The sequence below is a fragment of the Intrasporangium flavum genome (assembly GCF_001956915.1).
GTDB lineage: Bacteria > Actinomycetota > Actinomycetes > Actinomycetales > Dermatophilaceae > Monashia > Monashia flava.
In genome coordinates this window covers 221,181-246,273 of record NZ_MLJO01000010.1, presented here as the reverse complement: position 1 = coordinate 246,273, position 25,093 = coordinate 221,181, and the positions used below count along the sequence as shown (strand labels likewise).

Here is a 25,093-nt window from a genome sequence, read left to right as displayed (position 1 = left end):
GAGGGCCGGGGAGTCAGCCGGCGTCGGCGAGGAGCTTGGCGCGCAGCCGCTCGGTGTCGGCGTCGGTCCAGCCCTGGGTGTCGAGCCAGCCGAGCGCACCGCCGTAGCGCGCCTCGAGCGCGCCGAGCAGCAGGCGCATCGTGTCGGTGGTCGGTGACTGCTGGGCGACGGTCTTGTCGCGCAGGTTGTCGGCGTAGGCCGGCTTGGCGCGCAGCCGGTCCATGATGGCCGCGACCCGCTCGGCGGACGCGGCGAAGTCGGCGACGACGAGGTCGGCCGGCACGCCCACCACGGTGAGCGCGAGCCCGACGACCGTGCCGGTGCGGTCCTTGCCCGCCGCGCAGTGCACGATCGAGGCGCCCTCGCTGGCTGCGACGGCCCGGAGCGCCGCGACGACGGAGTCGGGGCGCTGCGCGAGGTAGGACAGGTAGTGCTCGGACCAGAACGCGTCGTGGCTGCGGCGGCGCTCCTCCTCGGCCCGCTCGTCGGCCACCGCGTCGGTGCCGGCCGAGGCGGTCGCGGACGCCGCGCGGGCGCGCTCGGCCGCGCCGCGGGCCCGGCGCTCGTCGGTCTCCCAGGGGAGGGCGCGCTCGGCGGCGGGGATGCCGGACTCCGAGGTGTCCTCGCGGTACATCGTCAGGTGGTGGTACCGGACGGCGGGCTCGGCGAGGAGGGGCCCCTCGCCCTCCTTGGCCACCTCGACGTGGGTGCGCAGGTCGACGACGTCGCGGACGCCGACGACGTCGACGAGGTGGCGGACCGACGCGGGTGGGAGGTCCTGGAGGTTGTCCGAGCGGATCAGGCGGTGCGGGCGGACCGTGCCTCCGTCGGACGTCGGCAGGCCGCCGAGGTCGCGCATGTTGACGACGCCGTCGATCTCGATCCAGTTCGGCCGGTACACGTTCTCGACCCTACGCGACGTGTCGGACGCCGCGACAAACCGGTTGCACCCACCCGTGCAACGTCGTATATCTTGATGTCGAGATAAATCGAGGAAGGGCCCGCCACCGTGACGACACCCGAGCTGGTTGCAGAACCGTTGACGCGCAACGGGATCCCGGTCGACCGTGACCTGCGCATCCTCGCACTCGGTTCGTTCGCCAACCGGTTCGGCGCCGGTGCCGTCCTGACGACGAGCGCCCTGTACTTCACCCGTCAGGTCGGCTTCTCCGCCACCGAGGTGGCGCTCGCGATGTCCGTGGCCGCCGTGGTCGGCATCGTCGTGCAGGTGCCTGCTGGGCACCTCGGCGACGTCCGCGGCCCGCGCCGGGTGCTCACCGTCTTCATGGCCGGCGCCGCCCTCTTCAGCGCACCACCGGCGTTCGCCCGCACCCCGTGGGCGCTCGCCGTCCTCCTCGGCCTGCTCACCGTGTTCGAGCGCGGCGCCGGAGCCGTCAACCAGGGCGTCATCGCCCAGCTGGCGACCGGCGGGCGCGGCGTCCTCTTCAAGGCCTACCTGCGCGCCGTGACGAACACCGCGCTCGGCCTCGGCTCGGTCCTCGGTGGCGCCGCCCTCGTCATCGACCGGCCGTGGGCCTACGTCTCGGTCTTCTTCCTCAACGCCGTCTTCACGGGGCTAGCCGCGTGGAACACGACGCGCCTGCCGGACCTGCCGCCGTACGCGCGGGGCGCCGGTGAGCCGCGCCTCGCGGTGCTGCGTGACTGGCCCTACGTCGTCGTCACGGTGCTCACCGGGCTGTTCTCGATGCACTTCTTCGTCATGGAGCTCGGTCTGGCCCTCTACGTGTCGCAGCGCACGGCGGCCCCGCCGGTCATGGTCGCGATCATCCTCGTCGTCAACACCGCCGCCGTGGCGCTGTTCCAGGTGCGCCTGTCGCGGCGCGCCGACTCGGTCGAGGCCGGCGCGCGGGCCCTGGTGCGCGGGTCGTGCTGGATCGCGGCCGGGTTCGCCGTCGTGGCCCTGGCCGACCGTGGCCCCGCGTGGCTGGCGATCGCGGCCCTCGTCGCCGGCGCCCTCGTGCACGTCGTCGGCGAGATGGTCGGCTCCGGCGGCCAGTGGGGCCTGCAGATGGGCCTCGCACCGCACGAGCGGCAGGGGCAGTACCAGGGCTTCGCCGGGCTCGGGTTCAGCGTCATGTCGGTCGTGGCCCCGCCCGTCGTCACCTTCTTCTGCGTCGGGCTCGGGGAGACCGGGTGGTTGGTGCTCGCCGTATTCATGCTCGTCATCGGAGCGGTCTCGGTACCCGTGTCGCGGTGGGCGCTCGCGAGCCGTGGGCGCTACGGCGTCAGGACGCACTCGGGCTGAGGACCTCCCGGCTCGCGCGCATGCACGCGTGCTTTGATGTGCCCGTGCAGTGGAAGCGCGTGCTCGGCCGACGGCGGCCAGAAGCGTCCGGGAGCCAGGACTCCGCCGCGGTGGACACCTCGTCGGAGGCGGTCGCGGGCACGCCCGACGACGCGTCGTCGGACGGCACGGGGGAGGCCCCACGGCAGGGCGGCTCCGCCGACGACGGGGCGCACGCCGCGACCGCGGTGACCACCGCGACCCCCGACTCGGCGGGCTCGGGCGAGGCCGCGCCGGAGATGGTCGACGAGCCGGCGCCCTGGGCGCCCCCGACGGCGCAGGACCTGCTGGCCCTCGCCGAGGCCGCGACGTGGTCGGTGTCGCGGCCGCACTACGAGGCCCTGCAGATCGTGCTCCAGGCCGTCTCGCGCCGGCCCGAGGGGCGCCTGGTCGTCACCGGTGCGCACGACGTCGACGCCTGGGCCTCGCTCCTCGAGCAGGCCTGGCCCGAGCTGACGGTGCAGCGGGTCCGCTTCGACGAGGACCCCTCCGAGGTGCACGTGCGCCTCACCGTCGCCGGCCCCTTCGACGTCGTCGTCGACGCGTCGGACCTCTCCGGCACCGAGCAGGCACGCCTGTTCCAGCGCACCTTCATGCACCTCGACAAGGGTGGCTGGTACGTCGCGCGCCGGCTCGTGCCGACCGCGGGGGAGACCGACGCCACCGAGGCGCCCGACGCGTCCGAGGGCGCCGGCGCCCCAAGCGCCCCCGGCTCCCCGACGCGTCCCGAGGCGCGCGACGCGCTGCCGAACGAGAACATCCCCGAGGAGCCGCCGTACGACGGTGACCTCTGGTCGCTCGTGGCCGACGCCCAGGCGGCCCGCACCCGTGACCTCGTCGACGACCTGTCGAAGGGGTGGGAGCGGCGCGACGTCTTCGGCCTCGCCGGGTGCCTGGCCGAGGTGCACGTGCACAGCAAGGTGTTGCGCCTCGTCAACAGCACCCGCGTCGCCCCGAAGCTGCGCGAGGAGGAGGTCGACGCCGTGCTCGCCGCGCGGCCGGCGCTCGGGGAGCGGCTCGCGTCGCTGCCGCCGGTGACGTGGTGCGCCGAGAACGAGTACGTCGTGAACCGCGCCGCGGACCCGTACGTGCAGACCGAGTTCAGGGTGCCGGAGATGGTGCTGCGGCGCTACGACGACGCCGTCTGCTCGCGCGGGCAGGTCGTGACCCGCGACCACCTGCTCTACCCAGAGACCTTCCGGCAGAACTGGATGGCGCGGATGGCCAACATCTACGTCGTCGAGAAGTTCCCCCGGTTCGGGGTGGTGCGCCGCGACGTGCGCGACCCCGACCCGCTGCCCGGGGCGTGGTTCCACCTCGACTCGGAGTGGCCGGGGCACTTCGGCCACCTGCTCACCGAGCAGGTGAGCCGCCTCTGGGCCTTCGAGCAGGTGCGCGAGCGCGAGCCCGACGTCAAGGTGCTGCTGACCCTCCAGCACGACCGGGACCCGATGGCGCTGAAGCCGTTCGAGTCCGAGGTGCTCGGGGCCTTCGGCATCACGGCCGACGACGTCCACGTGTTCGCGGCCCCGTGCCGGCCCGAGCGTCTCTACATCGCGACCGGGATGTTCTCGCTGCCGCGCTTCGTGCACCCGGACCTCGCCGCCGTCTGGGACCGCGTCGGCGACCACCTCGTCCGCGAGGCCGAGGACCGGCCACGGGCCGAGCGCCTCTTCGTCTCGCGCAGGCCCTCTCTGAAGCGCTCGTGCCACAACGTCGCGGAGGTCGAGGAGCTCTTCGCCGCAAGGGGATTCGAGATCATGCACCCCGAGGAGCACTCGCTGGCCGTGCAGGTGTCCCGCTTCCGCGCCGCGCACACCGTCGCGGGGTTCGCGGGCAGCGGCCTGTTCTCGCTCATGTTCTGCCGTGATCCCAAGGACGTCGTCGTCCTCGGGCCCGACGCGTACACGGCGCGCAACGAGAACCTCATCGCGGCCGTCCGGGGCCACCGGGTCACCGCGGTCCGCAGCCGGTCCGACGTCGAGCACCCCGACGGGTGGTGGACCCAGCAGGCGTTCGCGTCGGGGTTCACGTTCGACGTCGACGACGAGGGCCGTTTCCTCGCCGAGCAGCTCGACCGCATCGAGGCCCGCCGGGCCTAGGCCGTTGCCCCGGTAGGACGCTCCCCGCCCGGATGGGACAATGGCGCCGTGCCGCCCTCCGCCCTGCCCGACGGTGACCCTGCGCCGCCGACCGGCGAGCTGCCGGCGTCCGCCCTCGCCGCCCTGGCCTCGACCGACCTCGGCATGTACGTCCACGTGCCGTTCTGCTCGGTGCGCTGCGGCTACTGCGACTTCAACACCTACACGCTGACCGAGCTCGGCGGCCCCGGTGCCACGATCGGCCTCGACAGCTACGCCGACGCAGCCCTGCGCGAGCTCGACCTCGCGGCAGGGGTGCTCGGGTCGGAAGTTCCCGCCGTCTCGACGGTGTTCGTCGGCGGCGGCACCCCGACGATGCTGCGCAGCAACGACCTCGTCCGCGTCCTCGGGGGCATCCGCGAGCGGTTCGGCCTCGCCGCAGGTGCCGAGGTGACCACCGAGGCCAACCCCGACTCCGTGAGCGCCGAGTCGCTCGCCGAGCTCGCCGCCGGCGGGTTCACCCGGGTGTCGGTCGGCATGCAGTCGGCGGTGCCGCACGTGCTGCACACCCTCGACCGCACCCACGACCCCGAGAACGTCGCCCGCGCCGTCGCCGGCGCCCGCGCCGCGGGGCTGCAGGTCAGCGTCGACCTCATCTACGGCACGCCGGGGGAGTCGCTCGCCGACTGGCGCACCAGCCTCGAGACCGCGATCTCCCTCGAGCCGGACCACGTGTCGGCCTACGCCCTCGTCGTCGAGGAGGGCACCCGCCTGGCCGCGCAGGTGCGCCGCGGCGTCGTGCCCGCACCCGAGGACGACGACGAGGCCGACAAGTACGAGCTGGCCGACGAGCTGCTCTCCGCGGCCGGCTTCGGCTGGTACGAGGTGAGCAACTGGGCGCGCGACGAGCAGCACCGGTGCCGCCACAACATCGCCTACTGGGCCGGCACGAACTGGTGGGGCATCGGTCCCGGCGCGCACAGCCACGTCGGCGGGGTCCGGTGGTGGAACGTCAAGCACCCGAGCGCCTACGCCCAGCGCCTGGTCGCCGGGCAGTCACCCGCCGCCGCCCGCGAGCTGCTCGACGACGAGCAGCGCTACGACGAGCGTGTGCTCCTCGGCACACGGCTCGTCGAGGGTCTTCCGGTCGGGGACCTGCGAGGATCGGGGCGTGCCGCCGTGGCCGGGCTCGTCGCCGACGGGCTCGTCGACGGGGTCGAGGCCGTCTCCCGCGGCCGGGTCGTGCTGACCCGCCGCGGTCGGCTGCTCGCCGACACCGTCGTGCACCGGCTGCTCGCCGCCTGATCCCCGCCCACGCCCGCACCCGGAGGCGGGCCGCACCCCGGCGGCGCGACAAGGTCACCGCCGACCGACGAGGATGGACCCATGACGCAGACCGCGCCCTCCGACCGCGCCACCTCCGGCCCGGGCCGCGAACCGGACAACACCCCTGACGCGTCCGGCGCCCGCCGCGCGTCGACCCCGGTGGACGCGTCGGCGCCCGTCGACGTGCCGGCCACCGTCGCCGCGGCGCGGGCGACGTTCCGCAGCGGCCGGACGAAGCCGTACGCGTGGCGCGTGGAGCAGCTCGAGGCACTCCGGTCGCTCATCGTCGACCACGAGGACGAGCTGGCCGCAGCCCTGCACGAGGACCTCGGCAAGAACGCCACCGAGGCCTGGGTGACCGAGCTCGGCTTCGTCGTCGAGGAGATCGACCACACGCTGCGTCACCTGCGCTCGTGGCTGCGCCCGCGCCGCGTGCCGGTTCCGCTCTCGCTCATGCCGGGCCGGGCCCGCGTCGTGCGCGAGCCGCTCGGCGTCGTGCTCGTCATCGCGCCCTGGAACTACCCCGTGCAGCTGCTGCTCGCGCCGCTCGTCGGCGTGCTGGCCGCGGGCAACGCGGCCGTGCTCAAGCCGAGCGAGGTGGCCCCGGCCACGTCGCGCGCCGTGGCCCGGCTCGTGCCGCTGCACCTCGACGCGTCGGCCGTGCAGGTCGTCGAGGGCGGGGTGCCGGAGACGACGGCGCTGCTCGCCGAACGCTTCGACCACGTCTTCTACACCGGCAACGGCACGGTCGGGCGCGTCGTCCTCGAGGCGGCGGCCCGGCACCTGACGCCGGTCACGCTCGAGCTCGGCGGCAAGTCGCCGACGTACGTCCACGACGACGCCGACCTCGCCGTAGCCGCCCGGCGCATCGTGTGGGGCAAGTTCACCAACGCCGGGCAGACCTGCGTGGCACCCGACTACGTCCTGGGCACCCGGGCCACGCTCGACGCCCTCGTGCCACACCTGGCCGACGCCGTCCGCGAGTCCTACGGCACTGACCCCGCGGCGTCGGGGGAGTACGGCCGGATCGTCAACGACCGCCACTTCGAGCGGCTCGCCGCGCTCGTCGACACCGACAAGGTCGTCGTCGGCGGGCAGGCCGACGCGGCCACGCGCTACCTGGCCCCGACCGTCCTCGACCGTGTGTCGCTGGATGACCCCGTCATGCAGGACGAGATCTTCGGGCCGGTGCTGCCGCTCGTCGAGGTGTCCGGCATCGACGAGGCGATCGAGGTCATCACCGGCCGCGACAAGCCGCTGGCCCTCTACGTCTTCACCGGCGACGCCGACGTACGCCGACGCTTCGTGCGCGACACGTCGTCCGGTGCCCTCGGCGTCAACCTGCCGCTCGCGCACATGGCCGTGCACGGGCTCCCGTTCGGCGGGGTCGGGCCGAGCGGGTCCGGCGCCTACCACGGCGAGCGGTCGGTCGAGCTCTTCTCGCACGCCAAGGCCGTCCTCGAGACGCCCACGACGCCCGACACGACCGCCGTGGTGCGACCGCCGTTCACGCCGTTCAAGCGGCGCGTCATCGACCGGGTCGTGGCCCGCGGGCGCCGGCACCGCAGCTCCTGACCGGCCGCGCCGACTAGCACGCCACGACGCCGAACCGCCGCAGCGCCACGCGCGTGTCGCGTGGGAATTCTGGGATTTCTGGGACGGGATGAGCGCTACGTCCTAGATTGCGTCCAGCAGCACGGCGAGGACGGGAGACCCAGTGGCGGCGACGACGCGACCCCTGCACCCCTGGCGTCGACGCCTCGCCGTCTTCGTCGCGGCCCTCGCGACCGCGCTGACGAGCCTCGGCGTCGCCGCGCCGGCCCGCGCGGCCGAGTGGATCGTGCTCTGCACCGGCTACGACGCCTGCAACGCCGCCGGCTACCCCGACTCGGCATACAAGGCCAACGCCGCGATGAGCTGGTGGCGGCAGTCGACGGGCCACAACTGCACCAACTACGTGGCCTACCGGCTCGTGAAGAACGGGCTGCCGAACACCAAGCCGACGAGCCTGAGCGGCAACGCCTCGAACTGGGGCCCGTCGTTCCCGGCCCAGACGAACACGAGCCCTGCCGTCGGGTCGATCGCCTGGTGGGACACCTCGTTCTCCTCGACCGGGCACGTCGCCTACGTCGAGCAGGTGCTATCGGCCTCCGACATCATCATCTCCGAGGACAACTGGGGCGGCGACTTCCGTTGGCGCCGTGTGACGCTCACGGGTGGCCGCTGGCCGAAGGGCTTCATCCACCTCAAGGACCAGGGCCCGACCGTCGCCACCGACACGCGGGCCTGGCAGGTGACCGCGCCCGCCCGGCTGCTCGACACGAAGACGGGGGTCGGGGCGCCGCTCGCCAAGGTGCAGGCCGGCAAGGCCGTCGCGGTGCAGGTCACCGGCCGTGCGGGCGTGCCCGCCACCGGCGTCGACACCGTGCTGCTCAACGTCAACGCCACCGCGCCGGCCGCCGCCGGCTACCTCACCGCGCACGCCGACGGCACCACCCAGCCCGGCTCGCGCGCCATGTCATACGGGGCGGGCGGCGTCACGACGACGCTCGTGCTCAGCCGCGTCGGCACCGACGGCAAGGTGCGTCTCTACACGTCGGCCACGACCGACCTGTCCGCCGACGTCGTCGGCTGGTCGCCGACCGGCGGCTACGTCTCCGGCGGCGCCCCGACACGGGCCCTCGACACCCGCACCGGGGTCGGCACGCCCAGGGCGCGCCTCGCCGCAGGGGGCACCCTGACGCTGCCGCTCGCCGGCAAGGCCGGCATCCCGGCCACGGGGGTCGGTGCCGTGCTCCTCGACGTCTCGGCGTCCACGCCGTCGGCTGGCGGGTTCCTGACCACCTGGCCGACCGGTGCCGCGCGCCCGGCCGCGCCGCAGGTGCGTTACGAGGCGGCGGGAGCGGCCACGGGGCTCGTCGAGGCCCGCCTCGGCACCGGCGGGGCCGTGACGATCCACTCGACGGCACAGACCGACGTGCTCGTCGACGTCGTCGGGTGGCTGCCCACCGGCGCCGACCAGGTGGCCCTGGGCCCCACGCGCGTCCTCGACAGCGAGACGGGCCTCGGCTCCCCGGCCGGACGCGTCGCCGCCGGTCAGGCGCCGCTCGTACCGGTCGTCGGCAAGGCCGGGGTGCCCACGAGCGGCGTCCGCGCGGCGGTCCTGACGGTGACCGTCGGGTCGCCGACCGGGGCCGGCTACGTCACCGCCTACCCGAGCGGGTCGGGCGAGACCCCTTACGCCACGGTCAAGTTCGCGTCGGGGCGCACGGTGACGAACACCGTCGTCGTGCCGGTCGGGCTCGACGGCTCGGTGCGGGTCAAGACGTCCGCAGCCGCCTACCTCAAGGTCGACGTCCAGGGCTACGTCCGCTGGTGACCGCCCTCAGGCGTCCGGCTCGGTGACGAAGTCGATGAGCTCCTCCACGCTGGCCAGCAGGGTCGGCTCGAGGTCGGCGTAGCTGCGGACCGTGCCGAGGATGCGCTTCCACGCGTTCGCGATGTCGGCCTGGGTGGCGTGCGCCCAGCCGAGCTCGGCACAGATGCCGTGCTTCCACGAGGTGCCGCGCGGGATGACTGGCCACTGCTGCCAGCCGAGGCGCTCGGGACGCACTGACTGCCACACGTCGACGTACGGGTGGCCGAGCACCTTGACGTGCCGGGCGATCCCGGGCAGCGACCGGGCCTGCTCGACGATGCGGGCCTCCTTGGTGCCGGGCACGAGGTGGTCGACGAGCACACCGAGCCGGCGGCCGGGGCCGGGCTGGAACTCAGCGATGATCGCGGCGAGGTCGTCGACACCGTCCATCATCTCGACGACGACCCCCTCGACGCGGAGGTCGTCGCCCCAGACCTTCTCGACGAGCTCGGCGTCGTGCCGCCCCTCGACGTAGATCCGCGACCCGCTCGCGACCCGGGCCCGGGCACCCTGGACGGCGACCGAACCGCTGGCCGTGCGGCCCTCTGCTCGGCGCGCGTCGGCGAGGGCGGCCGAGGCCCGCGCCGTGGGCGGGGTCAGCGTGACCGGCGCGCCGTCGACGAGGAAACCGGGGCCGAGCGGGAAGGCCTTGGTGCGGCCATGCCGGTCCTCGAGGTGCACGACGTGCATGCCGCCGGCCTTCTCGACGCGCACGACGGCTCCGACCCAGCCCGTCTCCACCTCCTCGACGACGAGGTCGGGCTCGGCGGCCAGCGGGGTGGAGCGTCCGTTGCGCGGGGCGCGCCAGTCGCCGCCGAGGACGTCGGAGCCGTATCGGTCGATCGGGGGGAGGGGGCACACGGCGTCCGAGGCTAGGCGCTCGCGGGCCCGGACGCTGTTCGGCACGCCGCGCCGGGCGGCATACGGTTGGTCACGGGGTTCGGCGGTTTCGCCGACTCGACGTAGAATTGGCACTCGGACGCCGAGAGTGCCAAGGTCCTGGGGTCGGAACACCGCCGACGTCGGACAGCGGTGCACGGCGGCACGGGACGCACGGACGAGACGCGAGGAGGTTCGCATGAGCGAGGAGCGCAGGCTCATGGTGCTGCAGGCGATCGTCCAGGACTACGTCCAGACGTCCGAGCCCGTCGGCAGCAAGGCGCTCGTCGAGCGCCACCACCTCGGCGTCAGCGCCGCCACCGTGCGCAACGACATGGCCCAGCTCGAGGAGGAGGGCCTGATCCACGCGCCCCACACCTCGGCCGGCCGCGTGCCCACCGACGCGGGCTACCGCCTCTTCGTCGACCGCCTGAGCGGCGTCAAGCCGCTCGGCGCAGGGGAGCGGCGCGCCATCACCCAGTTCCTCGAGGGCGCCGTCGACCTCGACGACGTCGTCGACCGCACGGTGCGGCTCCTCGCGGGCCTGACGCGTCAGGTCGCGGTCGTGCAGTACCCCTCGCTGACCCGCTCGACGATCCGCCACGTCGAGCTCGTGCCGGTCGGCGCCACGCACGCCATGGCCGTGCTCATCGTCAACACCGGACGCGTCGAGCAGCGCGTCGTCGACACCGGCCGCGTCCTCACCGACACCGACGGCGAGGCCTTCGTCTCGGGCCTGCGCGCACGGATCAACGAGGTGTCGGCCGGCGTGCCGTTCACCGTCGCCGCGACCCGGCTGCGCCGCCTCGCCGAGGACGCCCCCGACGCCGACCGCGCGGCCACGGAGGCTGTCGTGTCGGCCCTGACCGACCTGCTCGTCGAGGAGCGCGAGGAGCGCGTCGTGCTCGCCGGCCAGGCCAACCTCGCCCGGGCCGGCACCGACTTCGGCCGCACCATCGGCCCGATCCTCGAGGCCCTCGAGGAGCACGTCACGCTGCTGCGCCTGCTCGGCCAGCTCGGCGATGACCCCGAGCTCGTCTCGGTGCGCATCGGCTCGGAGAACCCCGTGTCGGGCCTGCAGACGACCTCGCTGGTCTCGATGGGGTACGGGTCGGGCACCGAGCGCATCGCGAGCCTCGGCGTGCTCGGCCCGACCCGCATGGACTACCCGACGACCATGGCGTCGGTGCGGGCCGTCGCGCGCTACGTGTCCGAGATCCTCGACGACAACCGCGCCACCTGACGCCCGCCCGGTGCGCGAGGCCCCACCGGGCCGGCGCGGCGCACCGCCCGACGACCCACGACGACACACGACGACACACGACGACACACGACGACCGGACGACCGCACCACGGAACCGAAGGAACACCCGCTTGAACGACTACTACGCCGTCCTCGGAGTCTCCCGCGACGCGAGCCAGGAGGAGATCAAGAAGGCGTACCGCAAGCTCGCGCGGCGCCTGCACCCCGACGTCAACCCCGGGCCGGAGGCCGAGGAGGAGTTCAAGCGGGTCTCGCAGGCCTACGACGTCCTCTCCGACCCGCAGAAGCGCCGCCAGTTCGACACGGGCTCCGACCCGTTCGCGAGCGGTGGCGGTGCCGGCTTCGGTGCGGGGGCCGGGTTCTCCTTCAGCGACGTCATGGACGCCTTCTTCGGCGCCGGGGCCACCGGCGCCCGCGGGCCGCGGCCCCGCGTCCAGCGTGGCCAGGACGCCCTCGTGCGCCTCGACATCGACCTGTCCAAGGCCGTCTTCGGCTCCGAGGAGGAGCTGACCCTCGACACCGCCGTCGGCTGCGGCCGCTGCGGCGGCGACGGGGCCGAGCCGGGCACCGGTCGGCAGACCTGCCCGATCTGCAAGGGCGCCGGCGAGATCCAGCAGGTCCAGCGCAGCTTCCTCGGCCAGGTCATGACCTCCCGCCCGTGCGTCAACTGCCAGGGCTTCGGCGCGACGCTCACCGACCCGTGCCACGACTGCTCGGGCGACGGCCGCGTGCGCACCCGCCGCAGCCTGACGCTCAAGGTGCCGGCCGGCGTCGACACCGGCACGCGCATCCAGCTGACCGGCGAGGGCGAGGTCGGCCCCGGCAACGGCCCGCGCGCCGACCTCTACGTCGAGATCCGCGTCGTCAACCACGACGTGTACACCCGGCGCGGCGACGACCTCCACGCGAGTGTCGAGCTGCCGATGGCGGCGGCCGCGCTCGGCACGACGATCAAGCTGTCCACCTTCGACGGCATGCAGGACCTTGACATCAAGGCCGGCACGCAGAGCGGCGACGTGCTGACGCTGCGCGGCCTCGGCGTCACGCACCTGCGCCACGGCGGCCGCGGCGACCTGCTCGTGCACGCCACGGTGCAGACCCCGACGAAGCTGACCGAGGAGCAGCAGGAGCTGCTGCGCCAGTTCGCCGCGCTGCGCGGCGAGGAGCGCCCCGAGGGGCGGCTCGCCCCGGCGAACAAGGGCCTCTTCGGCAAGCTGCGCGACGCGTTCAAGGAGAAGTGACCGGCGGCGCGGCGCCGTCCCGCTGCGGCAGGATGGCGCCGTGACCCACCAGCTTTTCCTCGGCGACGCCGATGCCGTCGCCCGTGCCGCCGTCGGCTCGACGCTCGTCCTGGGCGGCGACGAGGGCCGGCACGCCGCCACCGTCGTGCGCCTGCGCGTCGGCGAGCGCTGCTATGTCGCGGACGGCCGGGGCCGGCGCGTCCTGCTCGAGGCCGCGCACGTCGACCGGGCCGAGGTGGCCGGGACCGTGGTCGAGGTGAGCGACGAGCCGGAACCGGCGCCGCGGTTCGTCCTCGTCCAGGCCCTCGCCAAGGGCGACCGCGACGAGCAGGCCATCGAGGCCGCCACCGAGCTGGGCGTCGACGAGGTCGTGCCGTGGCAGGCCGAGCGGTCGGTCGTCGTGTGGCGCGGGGACCGGGCGGCCAAGTCGCTCGCCAAGTGGGTCGCCGTCGTGACGCGGGCGACGAAGCAGTCCCGTCGGGCCCGCCTGCCGGTGACGGCCGAGCACGTCGGCCTCGGGGCGCTCGCCACCCGCGTCCGCGACAGCGCCCTGGCGCTCGTGCTCCACGAGGACGCCACCGAACCGCTCGCCACCGTCGACCTGCCCACCGAGGGCGACGTGCTCGTCGTCGTCGGGCCCGAGGGCGGCATCAGCGCTCGCGAGCTCGACGCGCTCGTCGATGCCGGGGCGCGGCCGGTGCGCCTCGGATCGACGATCCTGCGGTCGTCCTCGGCCGGGCCGGCGGCGCTCGCCGTCCTGCTGGCTCGTTCCCGCTGGCGCTGAGCCACCAGGCCGCGTTCGTGGCCTCCCGACGGTCAGCGGACGGTGAAGGGGATGCGCTGCTCGGCGTCGGGCGTGCCGTCCTTGGGGCTCGACTCGAGGACGCGGACGACGTAGTCGCCGGCCGGCAGGGCCTTGACGCGGAACGAGTACGAACCCCGCTCCGGCGCCCCGGCGGACGCCGTCGTGTGCCCGGTGGCGACGACGGTCGACCCGCGCAGCACCTGCCACTCGACGTTGGCCTCGAAGGTGCTCGCGACGCCCTTGACGGTGAGCGGCTGCCCGGCCTTGACCGTGGCCCCGCGCGCCGGCTCGTCGACCCAGAGCGGGGCGAGGACGTCGTAGACGCCCATGGCGTCGCCCGGACGCTGGTGCGCCTGTCCCGAGGGCATGCCGGGGGCGACGTCGCCGCCGCCCTTGACGACGAGCACGACCGGCTTCGTGCCCTGGCCGACGGCCGCCTGGGCGGTCCAGACGAGCTGCTGCACGGCGAGGTCGGCCGGCACCGGTGACCCGCTGGGCAGCCCGGCGGAGAGGGTGACGACGATGCGACCGGACCCGTCGAGCGTCACCGACACCGGGTCCACGCCCGCCCACGCCGAGACGTACGACGAGGAGGACGGCGGGGCACCCATCGCGAGCCGCAGCGCGGCAAGGGCTTTGCCCTGCGCAGTGGGCGGAGCCGTCACGGACGCCGGCACGAACTCGCGGAAGAGGCGCGGGGAGGCGCCGGAGATGACGGGGCCGAGGTAGTAGACCGGCGTGGGCACCAGGACGCTCCTCGGAGGCACGCTCGCGGTCGAGGTCGCCGGGCCCTGCGCGGTCTGGGTCGGTACGGTCGAGGGCTGGGAGGCCGACGGCGTGCTGCTCGCCGACGGGGCGCTCGTCGACACGACGGCGCTCGTCTGCTGCCCGGCCACCGGCGGCGTCGGGCTGCCGCCCCGGGTCGCGGCCCAGACACCGCCTGCGACGAGGACGGCCGCGGAGGCGGCGGCGACGGGCAGGAGCCAGCGGTGCGGACGACTGCCGGGGCCCCCGGGACCGCCGGTCCCGGCGGTGCGCGCCGGTGCGGTTCGGGCCTCGGTGAGGATGACGCCGAGCCGGTCGCCCGGGGTGACGGTGGCGGCCTCGTCGGCCAGGCCGCGACGCAGGCGGTCCTCGACGGGGCGCAGCGCGGCGCCGATGGCGACGGGGTCGTCGGTGCCCTCGGGGCGTCGGGTCGGGTCGGTGTTCATGAGGGCTCCGTGGGGTCGATGGTGCGGCGCAGCGCGCTCAGCCCGCGGTGGGCGTGCGTCTTGACGGCGCCGGCGGAGATGTCGAGGGCCCGGGCGATCTGCGCCTCGGACAGGTCGGCGTAGTAGCGCAGCACGAGCACCTCGCGCTGTCGTTCGGGCAGCTCGCGCAGCGCGTCGACCATGGCGTCGCGGCCGACCGCGTGCATCGCGTGCGTCTCGGCGCTGCCGACGGCACCGCGTCCGGGAACGTCGGCGGCGCCGGCCTCGCGCGCGGCGTGCCGGTCGACGACGACGGCGTGCCGCTGCACCGAGCGGCAGCCGTTGACGACCGCGGTCTGCAGGTAGGCCACGACGCGCCCCGAGTCGCGGATCGAGGCCCACTGCCGGTGCGTGGCCACGAACGCGTCCTGCACGACGTCCTCGGCCGCGGACTGGTCGCGCAGGAGCAGCCAGCCGAGGCGCACGAGGCGGTCCCAGTGGGCGTGGTAGAGCTCGGTGACGGCGACGTCCGGGTCGACGGGCAGCTCGCGCGGCGCGGCATGGCCCGCGGGAGGGCGCAGGGGAGCGGTCCCGGCGGGGTCGGCCGGACTCCCGGTGTCACCGGGGCCGGTCCGCCCGGCCGGGCGGTCCACCCGGTCCGACGGCATGGGCAACGTTCTCACGGACAGGAGACGCACACGTGCACGTCCGGGTTGACACACCTAGGGTGCATCCATGACCTCGCACAGCCCGGGTGACTGCCTCTTCTGCAAGATCGTCGCCGGCGACATCCCGTCCGACCGGGTGGCCGAGACCGAGCGGTCCATCGCCTTCCGCGACATCAGCCCGGCCGCGCCGGTGCACGTCCTCGTCGTGCCTCGGCGGCACGAGCCGACCGTCGGGGCGCTCGCGGCCGTCGACGGCGAGGACCTCACCGACGTCTTCCGCCTCGCCCAGCAGGTCGCCGAGGCCGAGGGCGTGGGCGATGCCCACCGCCTCATCGTCAACACCGGCAGCAGCGCGGGCCAGACGATCTTCCACGCGCACGTCCACGTCCTCGGCGGCGCCGCCTTCACCGAGAAGGGCATGGTGTGAGCGACCGCCGACAGGCTCCGGCCACCGACGAGGGCGAGGCCGACGCCGGCCTCCCGTCGACCACGTCCGACACGTCCGACACGACCGGCGGGCCCGGCGCGCCGCGTCCGTCCCGCAGCGCGAGCGGCTCCGACGGTGACGCGTCGGGCGAGGGCAGCCGGTCGGCGCCGCCGACCGACGACCTCGTCACGACCCACCACACGCTGCGCGTCGGGCGTCGACGCTTGCGCTACACGGCCACCACCGGACGCGTCGTGCTGCGCGAGGAGGACCACAAGGACGGCACGTTCGGCGGGCACACGCCGCGCGCCGAGCTGTCGATGACGACGTACACGCTCGATGACGCCGACCCCCGGACGCGTCCGGTGACCTTCGCCTTCAACGGCGGACCCGGCAGCTCGAGCGTCTGGCTGCACCTGGGCCTGCTCGGCCCGCGCCGGCTCGTCATGGGCGACGTCGGCGAGCTGACCCCGCCGCCTTACGACCTCGTCGAGAACCCCGAGTCGCTCCTGACCGTCAGCGACCTCGTCTTCATCGACCCGATGTCGACCGGTTACTCCCGGGCCGTCGAGGGCGGCAAGCCGGGCGAGTACCACGGCTACCGCAAGGACATCGAGTCGGTCGGCGAGCTGATCCGGCTGTGGACCTCGCGGAACAAGCGGTGGATGTCGCCGAAGTTCCTCGCGGGCGAGTCGTACGGCACCCTGCGCGGCGCGGCCCTGGCCGAGCACCTCCAGGGCCGGTACGGCATGTACCTCAACGGCCTCATCCTCATCTCCAGCGTGCTCGACCTCGGCTCCATCGAGTTCGAGAACCAGCGCAACGACCGTGCCCACGTGCTCTACCTGCCGACCTACGCCGCCGTCGCGCACTACCACGGCAAGCACGGACGCCGGTCGCTGCGGGCCGTCGTCGAGGAGGCCGAGGCGTACGCGTCGCGCGACTACCCGTGGGTGCTGGCCCGCGGCTCGCGCCTGACCCGTCGCGAGCGGGCCGAGGCGGTCGCGACGCTCGCTCGGCTGTCCGGACTGAGCGAGGACTACGTCGACCGCGCCGACCTGCGCATCGAGCACTGGCGCTACTTCACCGAGCTGCTGCGCGACCAGCGCCTGTCGGTCGGTCGCCTCGACGCCCGGTTCACCGGGCCCGCGGCCGCGGCCATCGCCGAGAACATGGACGCCGACCCGTCCCACGACGCCATCGCGGGCCCGTACGCGGCGGTGTGGAACCACTACGTCCGCGACGAGCTCGGCTACGAGAGCGACCTGCACTACGAGCAGATCAGCCGGCTGGTGAACCCTTGGAGCTACAAGGAGTTCGAGGGCCGGCCGGTCGACGTCTCGCCCCTGCTCGAGCGCGCCATGCGCCAGAACCCGCACCTGCGGGTCCACGTCGCCTACGGCTACTACGACGGCGCGACGCCGCACTTCGCGGCCGAGGACGTCATCGCGCACCTGCACCTGCCGCCGGAGCGCGTCGCCGCCGACGTCGAGCACGCGTACTACGAGGCCGGGCACATGATGTACGTGCACGAGCCCTCGCGCCTGCAGCAGAGCAAGGACCTCGCGGAATTCGTGGTGAGGTCCTCCGGCTCGCCCACGTAGACTCGTGGGCGAGATGAACGACCCATCGCCACGCGGCCACGAGCCCGACAGTCCCGACACTCCCGACAGCCCCGACACCCGTGACGGTGTCGAGCCCACCGGCCCGGCCGGCACGGGTGCCACGACCGCCCCGGGCGGACCCGTCCTGACGCGGGAGATCCCGCCGCCGGTCGAGATGGTCACCCTCCTCGGCCCGCGCGATGAGTTGCTGCGCACCATGGAGCGCCAGTTCCCGCTCGTCGACACCCACGTGCGCGGCAACGCGATGACCTTCTCCGGCCCGGCCGGCGAGCTCGACATCATCGACGGGCTACTCGACGAGCTGCTCACGATCGTGGCCACCGGCCAGCCGCTCAACCGCGACGCCGTCGAGCGCTCGATCGCCATGCTGCGCAGCCAGACCAAGGAGCGTCCGGCGGACGTGCTGACGATGAACATCATCAGCAACCGCGGTCGCACGATCCGCCCGAAGACCCTCAACCAGAAGCGCTACGTCGACGCCATCGACGAGCACACCATCGTCTTCGGCATCGGCCCGGCCGGCACCGGCAAGACCTACCTGGCGATGGCCAAGGCGGTCGCGGCGCTGCAGGCCAAGCAGGTCAACCGCATCATCCTGACGCGTCCGGCCGTCGAGGCGGGCGAGCGGCTCGGCTTCCTGCCGGGCACGCTCAACGACAAGATCGACCCGTACCTGCGCCCGCTCTACGACGCCCTGCACGACATGGTCTCGCCCGAGACGATCCCCAAGCTCATGGCGTCCGGCACCATCGAGGTCGCGCCGCTGGCCTACATGCGCGGCCGGTCGCTCAACGACGCGTTCATCATCCTCGACGAGGCGCAGAACACCTCGAGCGAGCAGATGAAGATGTTCCTGACGCGTCTCGGGTTCGGCAGCAAGATGGTCGTCACCGGCGACATCACCCAGGTCGACCTGCCCGGCGGCACCCGCTCGGGGCTCATGGTCGTGCGCGACATCCTCGACGGCGTCGAGGACATCCACTTCGCCGAGCTGACCTCCCACGACGTCGTGCGCCACCGTCTCGTGAGCGCCATCGTCGACGCCTACGACCGCAGCTCCTCGCGCCAGGAGCGTCGCGCGGCCCAGCGGCGCGACACGCGTCGGGACGACCGCCGCGAACCGCGTCGTGACCGCGGACGCGAGCGGGCCCGCGAGGGGCGCGGCGCCGTGCCGGACGAGGCCGGCGACGCCCGGGAGGCCGGCGCGTGAGCATCGACGTCCTCAACGAGACCGACGCCGACGTCGACGAGCTCGAGCTGCTGGCGTGCGCGAAGTACGTCATGGAGCAGATGCGGGTGCACCCGCAGGCCGACCTCTGCATCAAGCTCGTCGACGAGCCGGCCATGGAGGTCCTCCACGTGCAGTGGATGGACCTGCCCGGGCCGACCGACGTCATGAGCTTCCCGATGGACGAGCTGCGTCCGGGGCGCGAGGGGCAGGAGCCCGAGGAGGGCACCCTCGGCGACATCGTCCTGTGCCCGTCCGTGGCGACCAAGCAGGCGCTCGAGGCGGGCCACGCACCCATCGAGGAGATGCTGCTGCTGACGACGCACGGCATCCTGCACCTGCTCGGCTACGACCACGCCGAGCCGGACGAGGAGCGCGAGATGTTCGAGCTGCAGCGCCAGCTGCTGCTCACCTTCCTCGCGACGCGCAACCGCCCCGGCGCCTGAGGCCAGCGTGCTACCCCAGCTCGTCCTCCCGGCACTCATCAGCATCGTCGTCGCCTTCGTCCTGTCCGCCGCCGAGGCCGCCATCTTCCGCATGTCGCGGGTGCGCGCCCAGGAGCTCTGGGACGAGGGCCGGTCCGGCGCCAAGTCGCTGCTGACCGTCGTCGGCGACTCGCCGGCCTACCTCGCCGTCATCGCCTTCCTGCGCGTCGTCGCCGAGGCGACCACGGCCGTCCTCGTCACGCTCGCCGTCGCGGGGCAGGTCACCTCGACGTGGGGCCGCGCCCTCATCAGCATCGCGATCATGGCGGTCGTCTCGTTCGTCGTCGTCGGCGTCTCGCCGCGCACCCTGGGTCGGCAGAACTACGACACCGTCGCCCTGTGGAGCGCACCGTTCGCCGTCGGGCTGCGCCGCGTGCTCGGCCCGGTGGCCAAGCTGCTCGTCGTGCTCGGCAACGCCGTGACGCCGGGCAAGGGCTACTCCGACGGCCCGTTCCAGACCGAGTCCGAGCTGCGCGACCTCGTCGACATCGCCGGTGAGTCCGAGGTCATCGAGGAGGACGAGCGGGAGATGATCCACTCGGTCTTCGAGCTCGGCGACACCGTGGCCCGCGAGGTCATGGTGCCGCGCACCGACATGGTGACGCTCGACGCCGACAAGACGCTCCGCAGCGCCATGTCGCTGTTCCTGCGCTCGGGCTTCTCCCGCATCCCGGTCGTCGGCGAGGACAGCGACGACGTGCGCGGGCTGCTCTACTTCAAGGACGTCGCCCGGCGTCTCACGGCCGCGCCGGAGGACGCCAAGCACCTGGCCACCGAGGTGATGCGCCCGATGCACTTCGTGCCGGAGAGCAAGCCGGTCGACGACCTGCTGCGCGAGATGCAGCAGGAGCAGAACCACTTCGCGATCGTCGTCGACGAGTACGGCGGTACCGCCGGCCTCGTGACGATCGAGGACATCATCGAGGAGATCGTCGGCGAGATCGCCGACGAGCACGACCGCGAGGCGCCCGGCGTCGAGCAGCTCGAGGACGGCACGCTGCGCGTCCCGGCGTCGATGGACATCGACGACCTCGCCGAGCTGTTCGACGTGACGATCGACGAGGACGACGTCGACACCGTCGGCGGCCTGCTGACCAAGGTCATCGGACGCGTCCCGATCGTCGGCTCCGCGGGCCACGTCGCGGGGCTGGAGCTGACGGCCGAGCGGATGGCCGGACGCCGCCACCGCGTCGCGTCGGTCATCGTGCACCGGGTGCACGTGGAGGACACTGACGCGCAGACGAGCGAGACGGAGGAGGCCCATGGCCACGCGAGCGGGCACTGAGAGCACGAACGACGAGAAGCCCTACCGGGCCGGGTTCGCCTGTCTCGTGGGCCGGCCCAACGCGGGCAAGTCGACGCTGACCAACGCCCTCGTCGGGCAGAAGGTCGCCATCACGAGCTCGAAGCCGCAGACCACCCGGCACACGATCCGCGGCGTCGCCACGACGCCCGAGGCGCAGCTGATCCTCGTCGACACCCCGGGCCTGCACAAGCCGCGCACGCTGCTCGGCGAGCGGCTCAACGACCTCGTCCGCGAGACGCTCCTCGAGGTCGACGTCATCGGCTTCTGCCTGCCGGCCGACCAGCGTCCGGGCCCGGGTGACGCGTTCATCGCGAACGAGCTCACGGAGCTGCGCTCGGTGCGCCGGCGCCCCGTGGTGGCCATCGCCACCAAGGCCGACGCCGTCGACCGCGACCGCCTCGCCGAGCACCTCATCGCCATCGACCAGCTGGGCGAGTGGGACGCGATCATCCCGTGCTCGGCCGTGTCGGGCGAGCAGGTGGAGCAGGTGCGCGACCTGCTCGCCTCCTACCTGCCGACCTCGCCGCAGCTCTACCCCGACGGCGTGCTCACCGACGAGCCGGAGGCCGTCATGATCGCCGAGCTCGTCCGCGAGGCCGCGCTCGAGGGGGTGCGCGACGAGCTGCCGCACTCGCTGGCCGTCGTCGTCGAGGAGATGGTGCCGCGCGAGGACCGCCCGGCCGACAAGCCGCTGCTCGACGTCCGGGTCAACGTCTTCGTCGAGCGCCCGAGCCAGAAGGCCATCGTCATCGGCCGGGGTGGCTCGCGCCTGCGCGAGGTGGGCACCAACGCCCGCAAGGGCATCGAGGCGCTGCTCGGGCAGAAGGTCTTCCTCGACCTGCACGTCAAGGTCGCCAAGGACTGGCAGCGCGACCCGAAGCAGCTCCAGCGCCTCGGGTTCTGACGCGTCCCGACGCCTTGCCGCGTCCTGTGCGTCGCGCGCGTCCGGGTGACCGGTGCGGTCGTCGGCGAACCGACCGCACCGGCAGGTGGCTCAGAGGTGGACGGTCCAGACCTCGCCAGTGAGCGTCACGACGTACGCCGTGTGCCCGACGACCTGGAACGACACCGGCCGGTCCAGGCCGGTGGCGACGGCGGTCGTCGACCCGTCGTGGGTGACGCGCATCAGCGCGCCGGTGCCGGGCTCGGCGGGCGATCCGGCCGGGTGCCCGGGGACGAAGTAGCCCTGGCTCAGCACGTAGAGCTTCGAGTGGGGCCCGAACTTCACGTCGACGGCCAGCCGCGCACCGGACGCCACCTGCGTGGGTGTCCCGAAGTGCCTGCCGAAGGTCACGACACGTCCGTCCGCGGGCAGGTGCGGCGTCGGCCCGGCGAGGGCCAGGTAGACGCGTCCGCCCCGTGACGTCAGGCCGGTCGGCACGACGTCGGGCAGGGTCTCGACCTCGCTGACTGAGCCGCACAGGGTCACCCGGAGGACCCGGTTGTGGTGGCCGTCGGTGACGAGGAACGCGCCCCGGTAGGGCAGCATCGCGAACTGGACGCCCGACGGGATGAAGAAGTCCGTCTTCGGCGGGTGGCTGCGAGACCACGCGCCGATGTCGGCGACGAGTGTGGCGTGGTGCCGGCCGTCGATGCGGTAGATGCCGTCCACGGCCGTCCCCCCGACCTCGGGGCCGACGAGCGCCACGAGCGCGTACGCCTTCCCGCCGAGGAACGCGACGTCCATGACGCCGCCGATTCCCGGCGGGTTGTGCTGTGCCGGAAGGCCGCTCGCGAACGTCGTCCGCACCCCGGTGGCGCGGTCGATGCGGCTGATCCGGCCCGCGACGCCTTCGGCGACGTAGAGGGCACCGTCGGGACCGATGGTGCTCCCGAAGGCCCCCTGCAGGCCGGAGGTCAGCAGGTGCGGGGTGGTGGTGTGCGCCGTGTGCTGCGACGCCCACGTCGTCGGTGGCGCGACCGCCACCGTCAGCGCCGCCACCAGGGCGGCGATCCATGAGATGAGTCTCTTCATGGCCCTTGCTCCTCAGTGCCCCGGCGTCTCCAGGGCATCTGTCCAGCGTCCCGCCGGTCCCGGCGCGCGGTGGTCGAACGGGCCGACGGCCGGGACGACCGCGACAAACCTCGCCCCGGGTGGGTCACGGACCGGGTCGAAGGGGACGGCCGTCTCACGATCCAGCACCGCTGACCACCATGTGGAACGCCCCGCGCGGGCCTACGCTGGACGTGACGAGGAGGCCCCATGAGCGTGCAGCCCGACCACGAGCTCGAGGTGCTCGAGGACGACCAGAACGTCCCGCCGCGCCCGGAGGAGCAGATCGCCGACGTCCGCGACACGCCTGCTGCATCGGACGATTCGACCGACGACGCCCCGGCTCCCCCTGCATGAGCGAGGAGGAGCTCGACGCGTCGGGGGACCCCTGGGGTCGCGACGACCCACCCGCCGTCGCCGAGGCCGACCTGGAGCCGCTACCACCCGTCTTCGCCGAGATCGTCGAGGCCTTCGAGGTGGGCGACAGCATCTCCGTGCCGGGTGGGCCGGACGGACCACGGCCGGGCGTGGACGACCTCCCGGAGGTGGCGGCTCTCGTCGCCGCAGGGTGGCATCCTCTTCCGGCCGGGATGGCGGGCGAGGAGCTGGCCTTGCTGCCCGCGGTCTGGCCATCGGAGCACCGCACGTGGGTGCCGGACCGGTTGCCCCGCTTCGGGCTCGTGTCCTATGGCGGCGACGACTTCTTCGTCGAGCCCGCGCGCGAGAGCGCCGAGCACGAGCACTGGCAGTTGGCACGGACGGCGCGGTCGCTCGGCCTGCCGGTACCCCCGCGGGGGCGGCTGTGGTTGCTGCGGTCACCCTGGCCCGACCTGCGCGTGGGCAGCCTGGTGCTGCTCCTGCGGCAGGTGCGCGACGAGGACGAGCTCGGCTGGGAGCCCAGCGGGATGATGGAGGCGGCTCGCAGGGTCCTGTCGGGCACCGAGGAGCAGGCGTGGTCGCGCTGGACTCGGCGGGAGGGGGACGCCGCCCGCGCCTGGCGCGGGCGTAACGCGCCCGGCGCGGAGGTGGACCGGTGGATCGCGCTCGGACTGGGCCCGGAGGTCGTCGACCGCCTCACGGCACCGCTGAACGAAGGCGGAGCGGGCCTGTCGGCCGATGAGGCCCACACGTGGTGTGGGGTGACCTGCACGGGTTTCGCGACGGGCACCGACGTCGTACGGCGGACGATCGCATGGCGCCGGATCGGGCTGCCGGCCGACGCTCCGGTCGGACGGCTCATGTCCGTGCTGCTCGAACGGCAGCCAGAGGAGGTGCAGCCCTGGATCGAGTCCGGTTTCACCGCTGAGGAGATCGCCGTGTGGGAGGCCGCCGACCTGCCGCGCGCCGCCCGCTGGCGCGAGGCCGGCTTCGGCGTCCGGGAGGCGCGCGAGCTCGTCGACGCCGACCCGACGGTGACTCCCGGGGAGGCGCGGGCGTTCGACGCCGCCGGCATCGAGCCGTCGCGCCGGGCCCGGTGGGTGGCCGCAGGGTTCGCGGCCGCCGAGGCGCGGGAGTGGACCGACCTCGATGTCGTCTCGTCCGAGGCGCGCGTCTGGCGGTCGCTCGGTAAGGGGCCGGGCGACGCCCGCGCGCAGCAGGCGGCGGGAGCACGCGGACACCTACCGCTCGGGTTCGCGAGCGGGTGGGCGGCGTTCGGGCCCGACCGTGACGACATGGGCTTCGGGGTGACCGACCCGCCCGGGACGCGCGGGAGCCTCGCCAACGAGCAGCCGTTGGTCGAGTGGGGCGTGCCGGGCGTCGTGCCCCCGGATTTCGGCGATCTGGGGACTGAGGAGGGCATCGCCCCCTAGCCTCGTGCCGCCGGCCACGTGGGGGTTCGGGCGCGACAGGGGGAGGTGCGCGTGGACTACTCGTACACGGACGTCACGGACCGCGTCGACCTGCCGACGCCCTATCCCGAGGTCGTGGCGGCCTTCGAGACGATCGGGTGGCGGCAGCTCGGGCGGTACGCGCTCGAGCTGTCGGAGCAGGAGGCCGAGCAGATCGTCGGCGGGTATGCCGAGCCGGCGCGGTCCGAGTTCGCGGCCCACCTGCCCGACGTCGCCACGGTGCTGACCTCGCCGGACGGTCAGGCCGACGCCTTCGTCTCGTGGTTCTGGAGCCAGCCTGCGGTGCGGCTTTCGAGCGTGCTCGCTGACGGAACCCTCGTGGAGACCTCGCGTCTGTGGACGCGCAAGCCCCCGTGGCCGCGCGTTCTTCGCTCTGGGTGGGCAGGCATGGACGTGCGCCGCGAGCTCGAGCGGTCCAGCGTCCCCACCAGGGGCCGCTCGGTGCGCGCCGTCGAGTGCGGCGACCTGGCCGACCCGGCTGCGGCAGCGGCGCTCGCCGACGCGCACCGCGCCCATGTCGTGGAGCGCGGCTCGCCGAGCACGCAGTTCGCCTCCATCGCGGACGCAATCGCTTTGCGGCGCAGGGCATTCGAGCACGACGTCCGGGTGCGTCAGCGCGTGGTCCGGGCCGTCTCCGGGCTCTTCGTTCTCGCGGCCGTGACCCTCGGCGTGGTGTCCGGCCTCGCCCCGGTCCTGCGTCACTGGTCCTGGATCTGGGTGCTCCTCGCGTCGGCCCTGCTCGTGGGCGCGGCGAGCCTGGCCCATGGCTGGCTGGTGCGGACAGTGTCCTACGTGCGCTGGATCCGGCCGGGCTTCCGGTAGCGGCGGCTGCGGGTCAGGACGCGGGTCTCACGATGCGGGCACCGGTCCCGAGGGGTGGACGGCGACGCGTCGACCGGCATACCGTGAAGCCGTGCGTGCGGTGAGCCTCCTCCTTCGCTGCCGCGACGAGGCCTGATCCCGGCCCTCCTCGTCGCGGAGTTTCCCGTGTCCGGCCGGACA

At 73.6% G+C, this 25,093-nt stretch carries 22 protein-coding genes; 17 read left to right on the top strand and 5 right to left on the bottom strand.

Annotated elements, in window-relative coordinates; translation table 11 throughout:
- Positions 1-13: 13 nt before the first annotated feature.
- Entirely contained in the window at positions 14-901 is an 888-nt protein-coding gene (locus tag BIV28_RS08730) for a tyrosine-protein phosphatase (protein WP_076261017.1), read from the bottom strand.
- 108 nt (positions 902-1,009) lie between these two features.
- On the opposite strand from BIV28_RS08730, the gene BIV28_RS08725 reads away from it, so the two are divergent.
- From BIV28_RS08725 to BIV28_RS08705, 5 genes are all read left to right on the top strand, one after another.
- On the top strand, positions 1,010-2,266 hold the full coding sequence (locus tag BIV28_RS08725) for an MFS transporter (protein WP_207555861.1): 1,257 nt from the start codon (positions 1,010-1,012) through the stop codon (positions 2,264-2,266).
- A 110-nt stretch (positions 2,267-2,376) separates the two neighbouring features.
- Positions 2,377-4,407 carry a glycosyltransferase family 61 protein gene (locus BIV28_RS08720; protein ID WP_076261016.1) on the top strand — a complete coding sequence of 677 codons (2,031 nt, stop codon included), beginning with the start codon at positions 2,377-2,379 and terminating at the stop codon, positions 4,405-4,407.
- A 48-nt stretch (positions 4,408-4,455) separates the two neighbouring features.
- Positions 4,456-5,691: a radical SAM family heme chaperone HemW gene (hemW, locus tag BIV28_RS08715; RefSeq protein ID WP_076261014.1), complete on the top strand. Its 1,236-nt coding sequence runs from the start codon at positions 4,456-4,458 to the stop codon at positions 5,689-5,691.
- Between the two features lie 81 nt (positions 5,692-5,772).
- Complete coding sequence (locus BIV28_RS08710) at positions 5,773-7,287, top strand: aldehyde dehydrogenase family protein (protein WP_083707163.1); 1,515 nt, start codon at positions 5,773-5,775, stop codon at positions 7,285-7,287.
- A gap of 142 nt (positions 7,288-7,429) precedes the next feature.
- Positions 7,430-9,091: a CHAP domain-containing protein gene (locus BIV28_RS08705; RefSeq protein WP_076261013.1), complete on the top strand. Its 1,662-nt coding sequence runs from the start codon at positions 7,430-7,432 to the stop codon at positions 9,089-9,091.
- 6 nt (positions 9,092-9,097) lie between these two features.
- Here the strand turns inward: BIV28_RS08705 and BIV28_RS08700 are convergent, their stop codons facing one another.
- Positions 9,098-9,991, bottom strand: coding sequence for a DUF3097 domain-containing protein (locus BIV28_RS08700; protein ID WP_083707181.1), 894 nt, complete (start codon positions 9,989-9,991; stop codon positions 9,098-9,100).
- A 217-nt stretch (positions 9,992-10,208) separates the two neighbouring features.
- Between BIV28_RS08700 and hrcA the strand changes: the two genes are divergently transcribed.
- From hrcA to BIV28_RS08685, 3 genes are all read left to right on the top strand, one after another.
- Positions 10,209-11,252, top strand: a complete 1,044-nt coding sequence (gene hrcA, locus BIV28_RS08695) for a heat-inducible transcriptional repressor HrcA (protein ID WP_076261011.1) — start codon at positions 10,209-10,211, stop codon at positions 11,250-11,252.
- A 131-nt stretch (positions 11,253-11,383) separates the two neighbouring features.
- Positions 11,384-12,514, top strand: a complete 1,131-nt coding sequence (dnaJ, locus tag BIV28_RS08690; protein ID WP_076261010.1) for a molecular chaperone DnaJ — start codon at positions 11,384-11,386, stop codon at positions 12,512-12,514.
- A 40-nt stretch (positions 12,515-12,554) separates the two neighbouring features.
- On the top strand, positions 12,555-13,298 hold the full coding sequence (locus tag BIV28_RS08685) for a 16S rRNA (uracil(1498)-N(3))-methyltransferase (protein WP_076261008.1): 744 nt from the start codon (positions 12,555-12,557) through the stop codon (positions 13,296-13,298).
- Between the two features lie 32 nt (positions 13,299-13,330).
- Here BIV28_RS08685 and BIV28_RS08680 read toward each other — a convergent pair whose 3' ends face one another.
- Together BIV28_RS08680 and BIV28_RS08675 are read right to left on the bottom strand one after the other, a co-directional pair.
- Complete coding sequence (locus tag BIV28_RS08680; RefSeq protein ID WP_076261006.1) at positions 13,331-14,530, bottom strand: Gmad2 immunoglobulin-like domain-containing protein; 1,200 nt, start codon at positions 14,528-14,530, stop codon at positions 13,331-13,333.
- Complete coding sequence (locus tag BIV28_RS08675) at positions 14,527-15,177, bottom strand: SigE family RNA polymerase sigma factor (protein WP_083707162.1); 651 nt, start codon at positions 15,175-15,177, stop codon at positions 14,527-14,529. Before BIV28_RS08675 ends, BIV28_RS08680 begins: the two co-directional genes overlap by 4 nt.
- Before the next feature lie 67 nt (positions 15,178-15,244).
- Between BIV28_RS08675 and BIV28_RS08670 the strand changes: the two genes are divergently transcribed.
- The 6 genes from BIV28_RS08670 to era are packed head-to-tail and all read left to right on the top strand — an operon-like array spanning position 15,245 to position 21,152.
- Positions 15,245-15,604, top strand: a complete 360-nt coding sequence (locus BIV28_RS08670) for an HIT domain-containing protein (protein ID WP_076261005.1) — start codon at positions 15,245-15,247, stop codon at positions 15,602-15,604.
- Positions 15,601-17,208: a S10 family peptidase gene (locus BIV28_RS08665; RefSeq protein ID WP_076261003.1), complete on the top strand. Its 1,608-nt coding sequence runs from the start codon at positions 15,601-15,603 to the stop codon at positions 17,206-17,208. The genes BIV28_RS08670 and BIV28_RS08665 overlap by 4 nt, the downstream gene beginning before the upstream one ends.
- Positions 17,209-17,221: 13 nt before the next feature.
- Positions 17,222-18,439, top strand: a complete 1,218-nt coding sequence (locus tag BIV28_RS08660; RefSeq protein ID WP_076261152.1) for a PhoH family protein — start codon at positions 17,222-17,224, stop codon at positions 18,437-18,439.
- Positions 18,436-18,903, top strand: coding sequence for an rRNA maturation RNase YbeY (ybeY, locus tag BIV28_RS08655; RefSeq protein WP_076261001.1), 468 nt, complete (start codon positions 18,436-18,438; stop codon positions 18,901-18,903). Before BIV28_RS08660 ends, ybeY begins: the two co-directional genes overlap by 4 nt.
- A gap of 7 nt (positions 18,904-18,910) precedes the next feature.
- Positions 18,911-20,227, top strand: a complete 1,317-nt coding sequence (locus BIV28_RS08650; protein ID WP_076261000.1) for a hemolysin family protein — start codon at positions 18,911-18,913, stop codon at positions 20,225-20,227.
- Positions 20,205-21,152, top strand: coding sequence for a GTPase Era (gene era / locus BIV28_RS08645; protein ID WP_076260998.1), 948 nt, complete (start codon positions 20,205-20,207; stop codon positions 21,150-21,152). The genes BIV28_RS08650 and era overlap by 23 nt, the downstream gene beginning before the upstream one ends.
- Before the next feature lie 90 nt (positions 21,153-21,242).
- Here the strand turns inward: era and BIV28_RS08640 are convergent, their stop codons facing one another.
- Positions 21,243-22,223 carry a ScyD/ScyE family protein gene (locus BIV28_RS08640; RefSeq protein ID WP_076260997.1) on the bottom strand — a complete coding sequence of 327 codons (981 nt, stop codon included), beginning with the start codon at positions 22,221-22,223 and terminating at the stop codon, positions 21,243-21,245.
- Between the two features lie 228 nt (positions 22,224-22,451).
- Between BIV28_RS08640 and BIV28_RS19975 the strand changes: the two genes are divergently transcribed.
- Genes BIV28_RS19975 through BIV28_RS08630 form a run of 3 tightly spaced genes read left to right on the top strand, consistent with a single transcriptional unit; the run spans position 22,452 to position 24,913 of the window.
- A complete protein-coding gene (locus BIV28_RS19975) occupies positions 22,452-22,598 on the top strand; it encodes a hypothetical protein (protein WP_207555860.1) in 147 nt (48 codons plus the stop codon).
- The gene (locus BIV28_RS08635; protein ID WP_076260995.1) at positions 22,595-24,052 is read left to right on the top strand and encodes a DUF5956 family protein; all 1,458 of its coding nucleotides are present in this window, start codon (positions 22,595-22,597) and stop codon (positions 24,050-24,052) included. The genes BIV28_RS19975 and BIV28_RS08635 overlap by 4 nt, the downstream gene beginning before the upstream one ends.
- 51 nt (positions 24,053-24,103) lie before the next feature.
- A complete protein-coding gene (locus BIV28_RS08630; protein WP_207555859.1) occupies positions 24,104-24,913 on the top strand; it encodes a hypothetical protein in 810 nt (269 codons plus the stop codon).
- The last annotated feature ends 180 nt before the right edge of the window (positions 24,914-25,093 follow it).

Coding starts and splice junctions, on each gene's coding strand:
- hrcA (WP_076261011.1), top strand. CDS start 10,209: ATGAGCGAGGAGCGCAGGCTCATGGTGCTGCAGGCGATCGTCCAGGAC.
- BIV28_RS08680 (WP_076261006.1), bottom strand. CDS start 14,530: ATGAACACCGACCCGACCCGACGCCCCGAGGGCACCGACGACCCCGTC.
- BIV28_RS08660 (WP_076261152.1), top strand. CDS start 17,222: ATGAACGACCCATCGCCACGCGGCCACGAGCCCGACAGTCCCGACACT.
- era (WP_076260998.1), top strand. CDS start 20,205: ATGGCCACGCGAGCGGGCACTGAGAGCACGAACGACGAGAAGCCCTAC.
- BIV28_RS08635 (WP_076260995.1), top strand. CDS start 22,595: ATGAGCGAGGAGGAGCTCGACGCGTCGGGGGACCCCTGGGGTCGCGAC.
- BIV28_RS08710 (WP_083707163.1), top strand. CDS start 5,773: ATGACGCAGACCGCGCCCTCCGACCGCGCCACCTCCGGCCCGGGCCGC.
- BIV28_RS08675 (WP_083707162.1), bottom strand. CDS start 15,177: ATGCCGTCGGACCGGGTGGACCGCCCGGCCGGGCGGACCGGCCCCGGT.
- BIV28_RS08670 (WP_076261005.1), top strand. CDS start 15,245: ATGACCTCGCACAGCCCGGGTGACTGCCTCTTCTGCAAGATCGTCGCC.
- BIV28_RS08640 (WP_076260997.1), bottom strand. CDS start 22,223: ATGAAGAGACTCATCTCATGGATCGCCGCCCTGGTGGCGGCGCTGACG.
- BIV28_RS19975 (WP_207555860.1), top strand. CDS start 22,452: ATGAGCGTGCAGCCCGACCACGAGCTCGAGGTGCTCGAGGACGACCAG.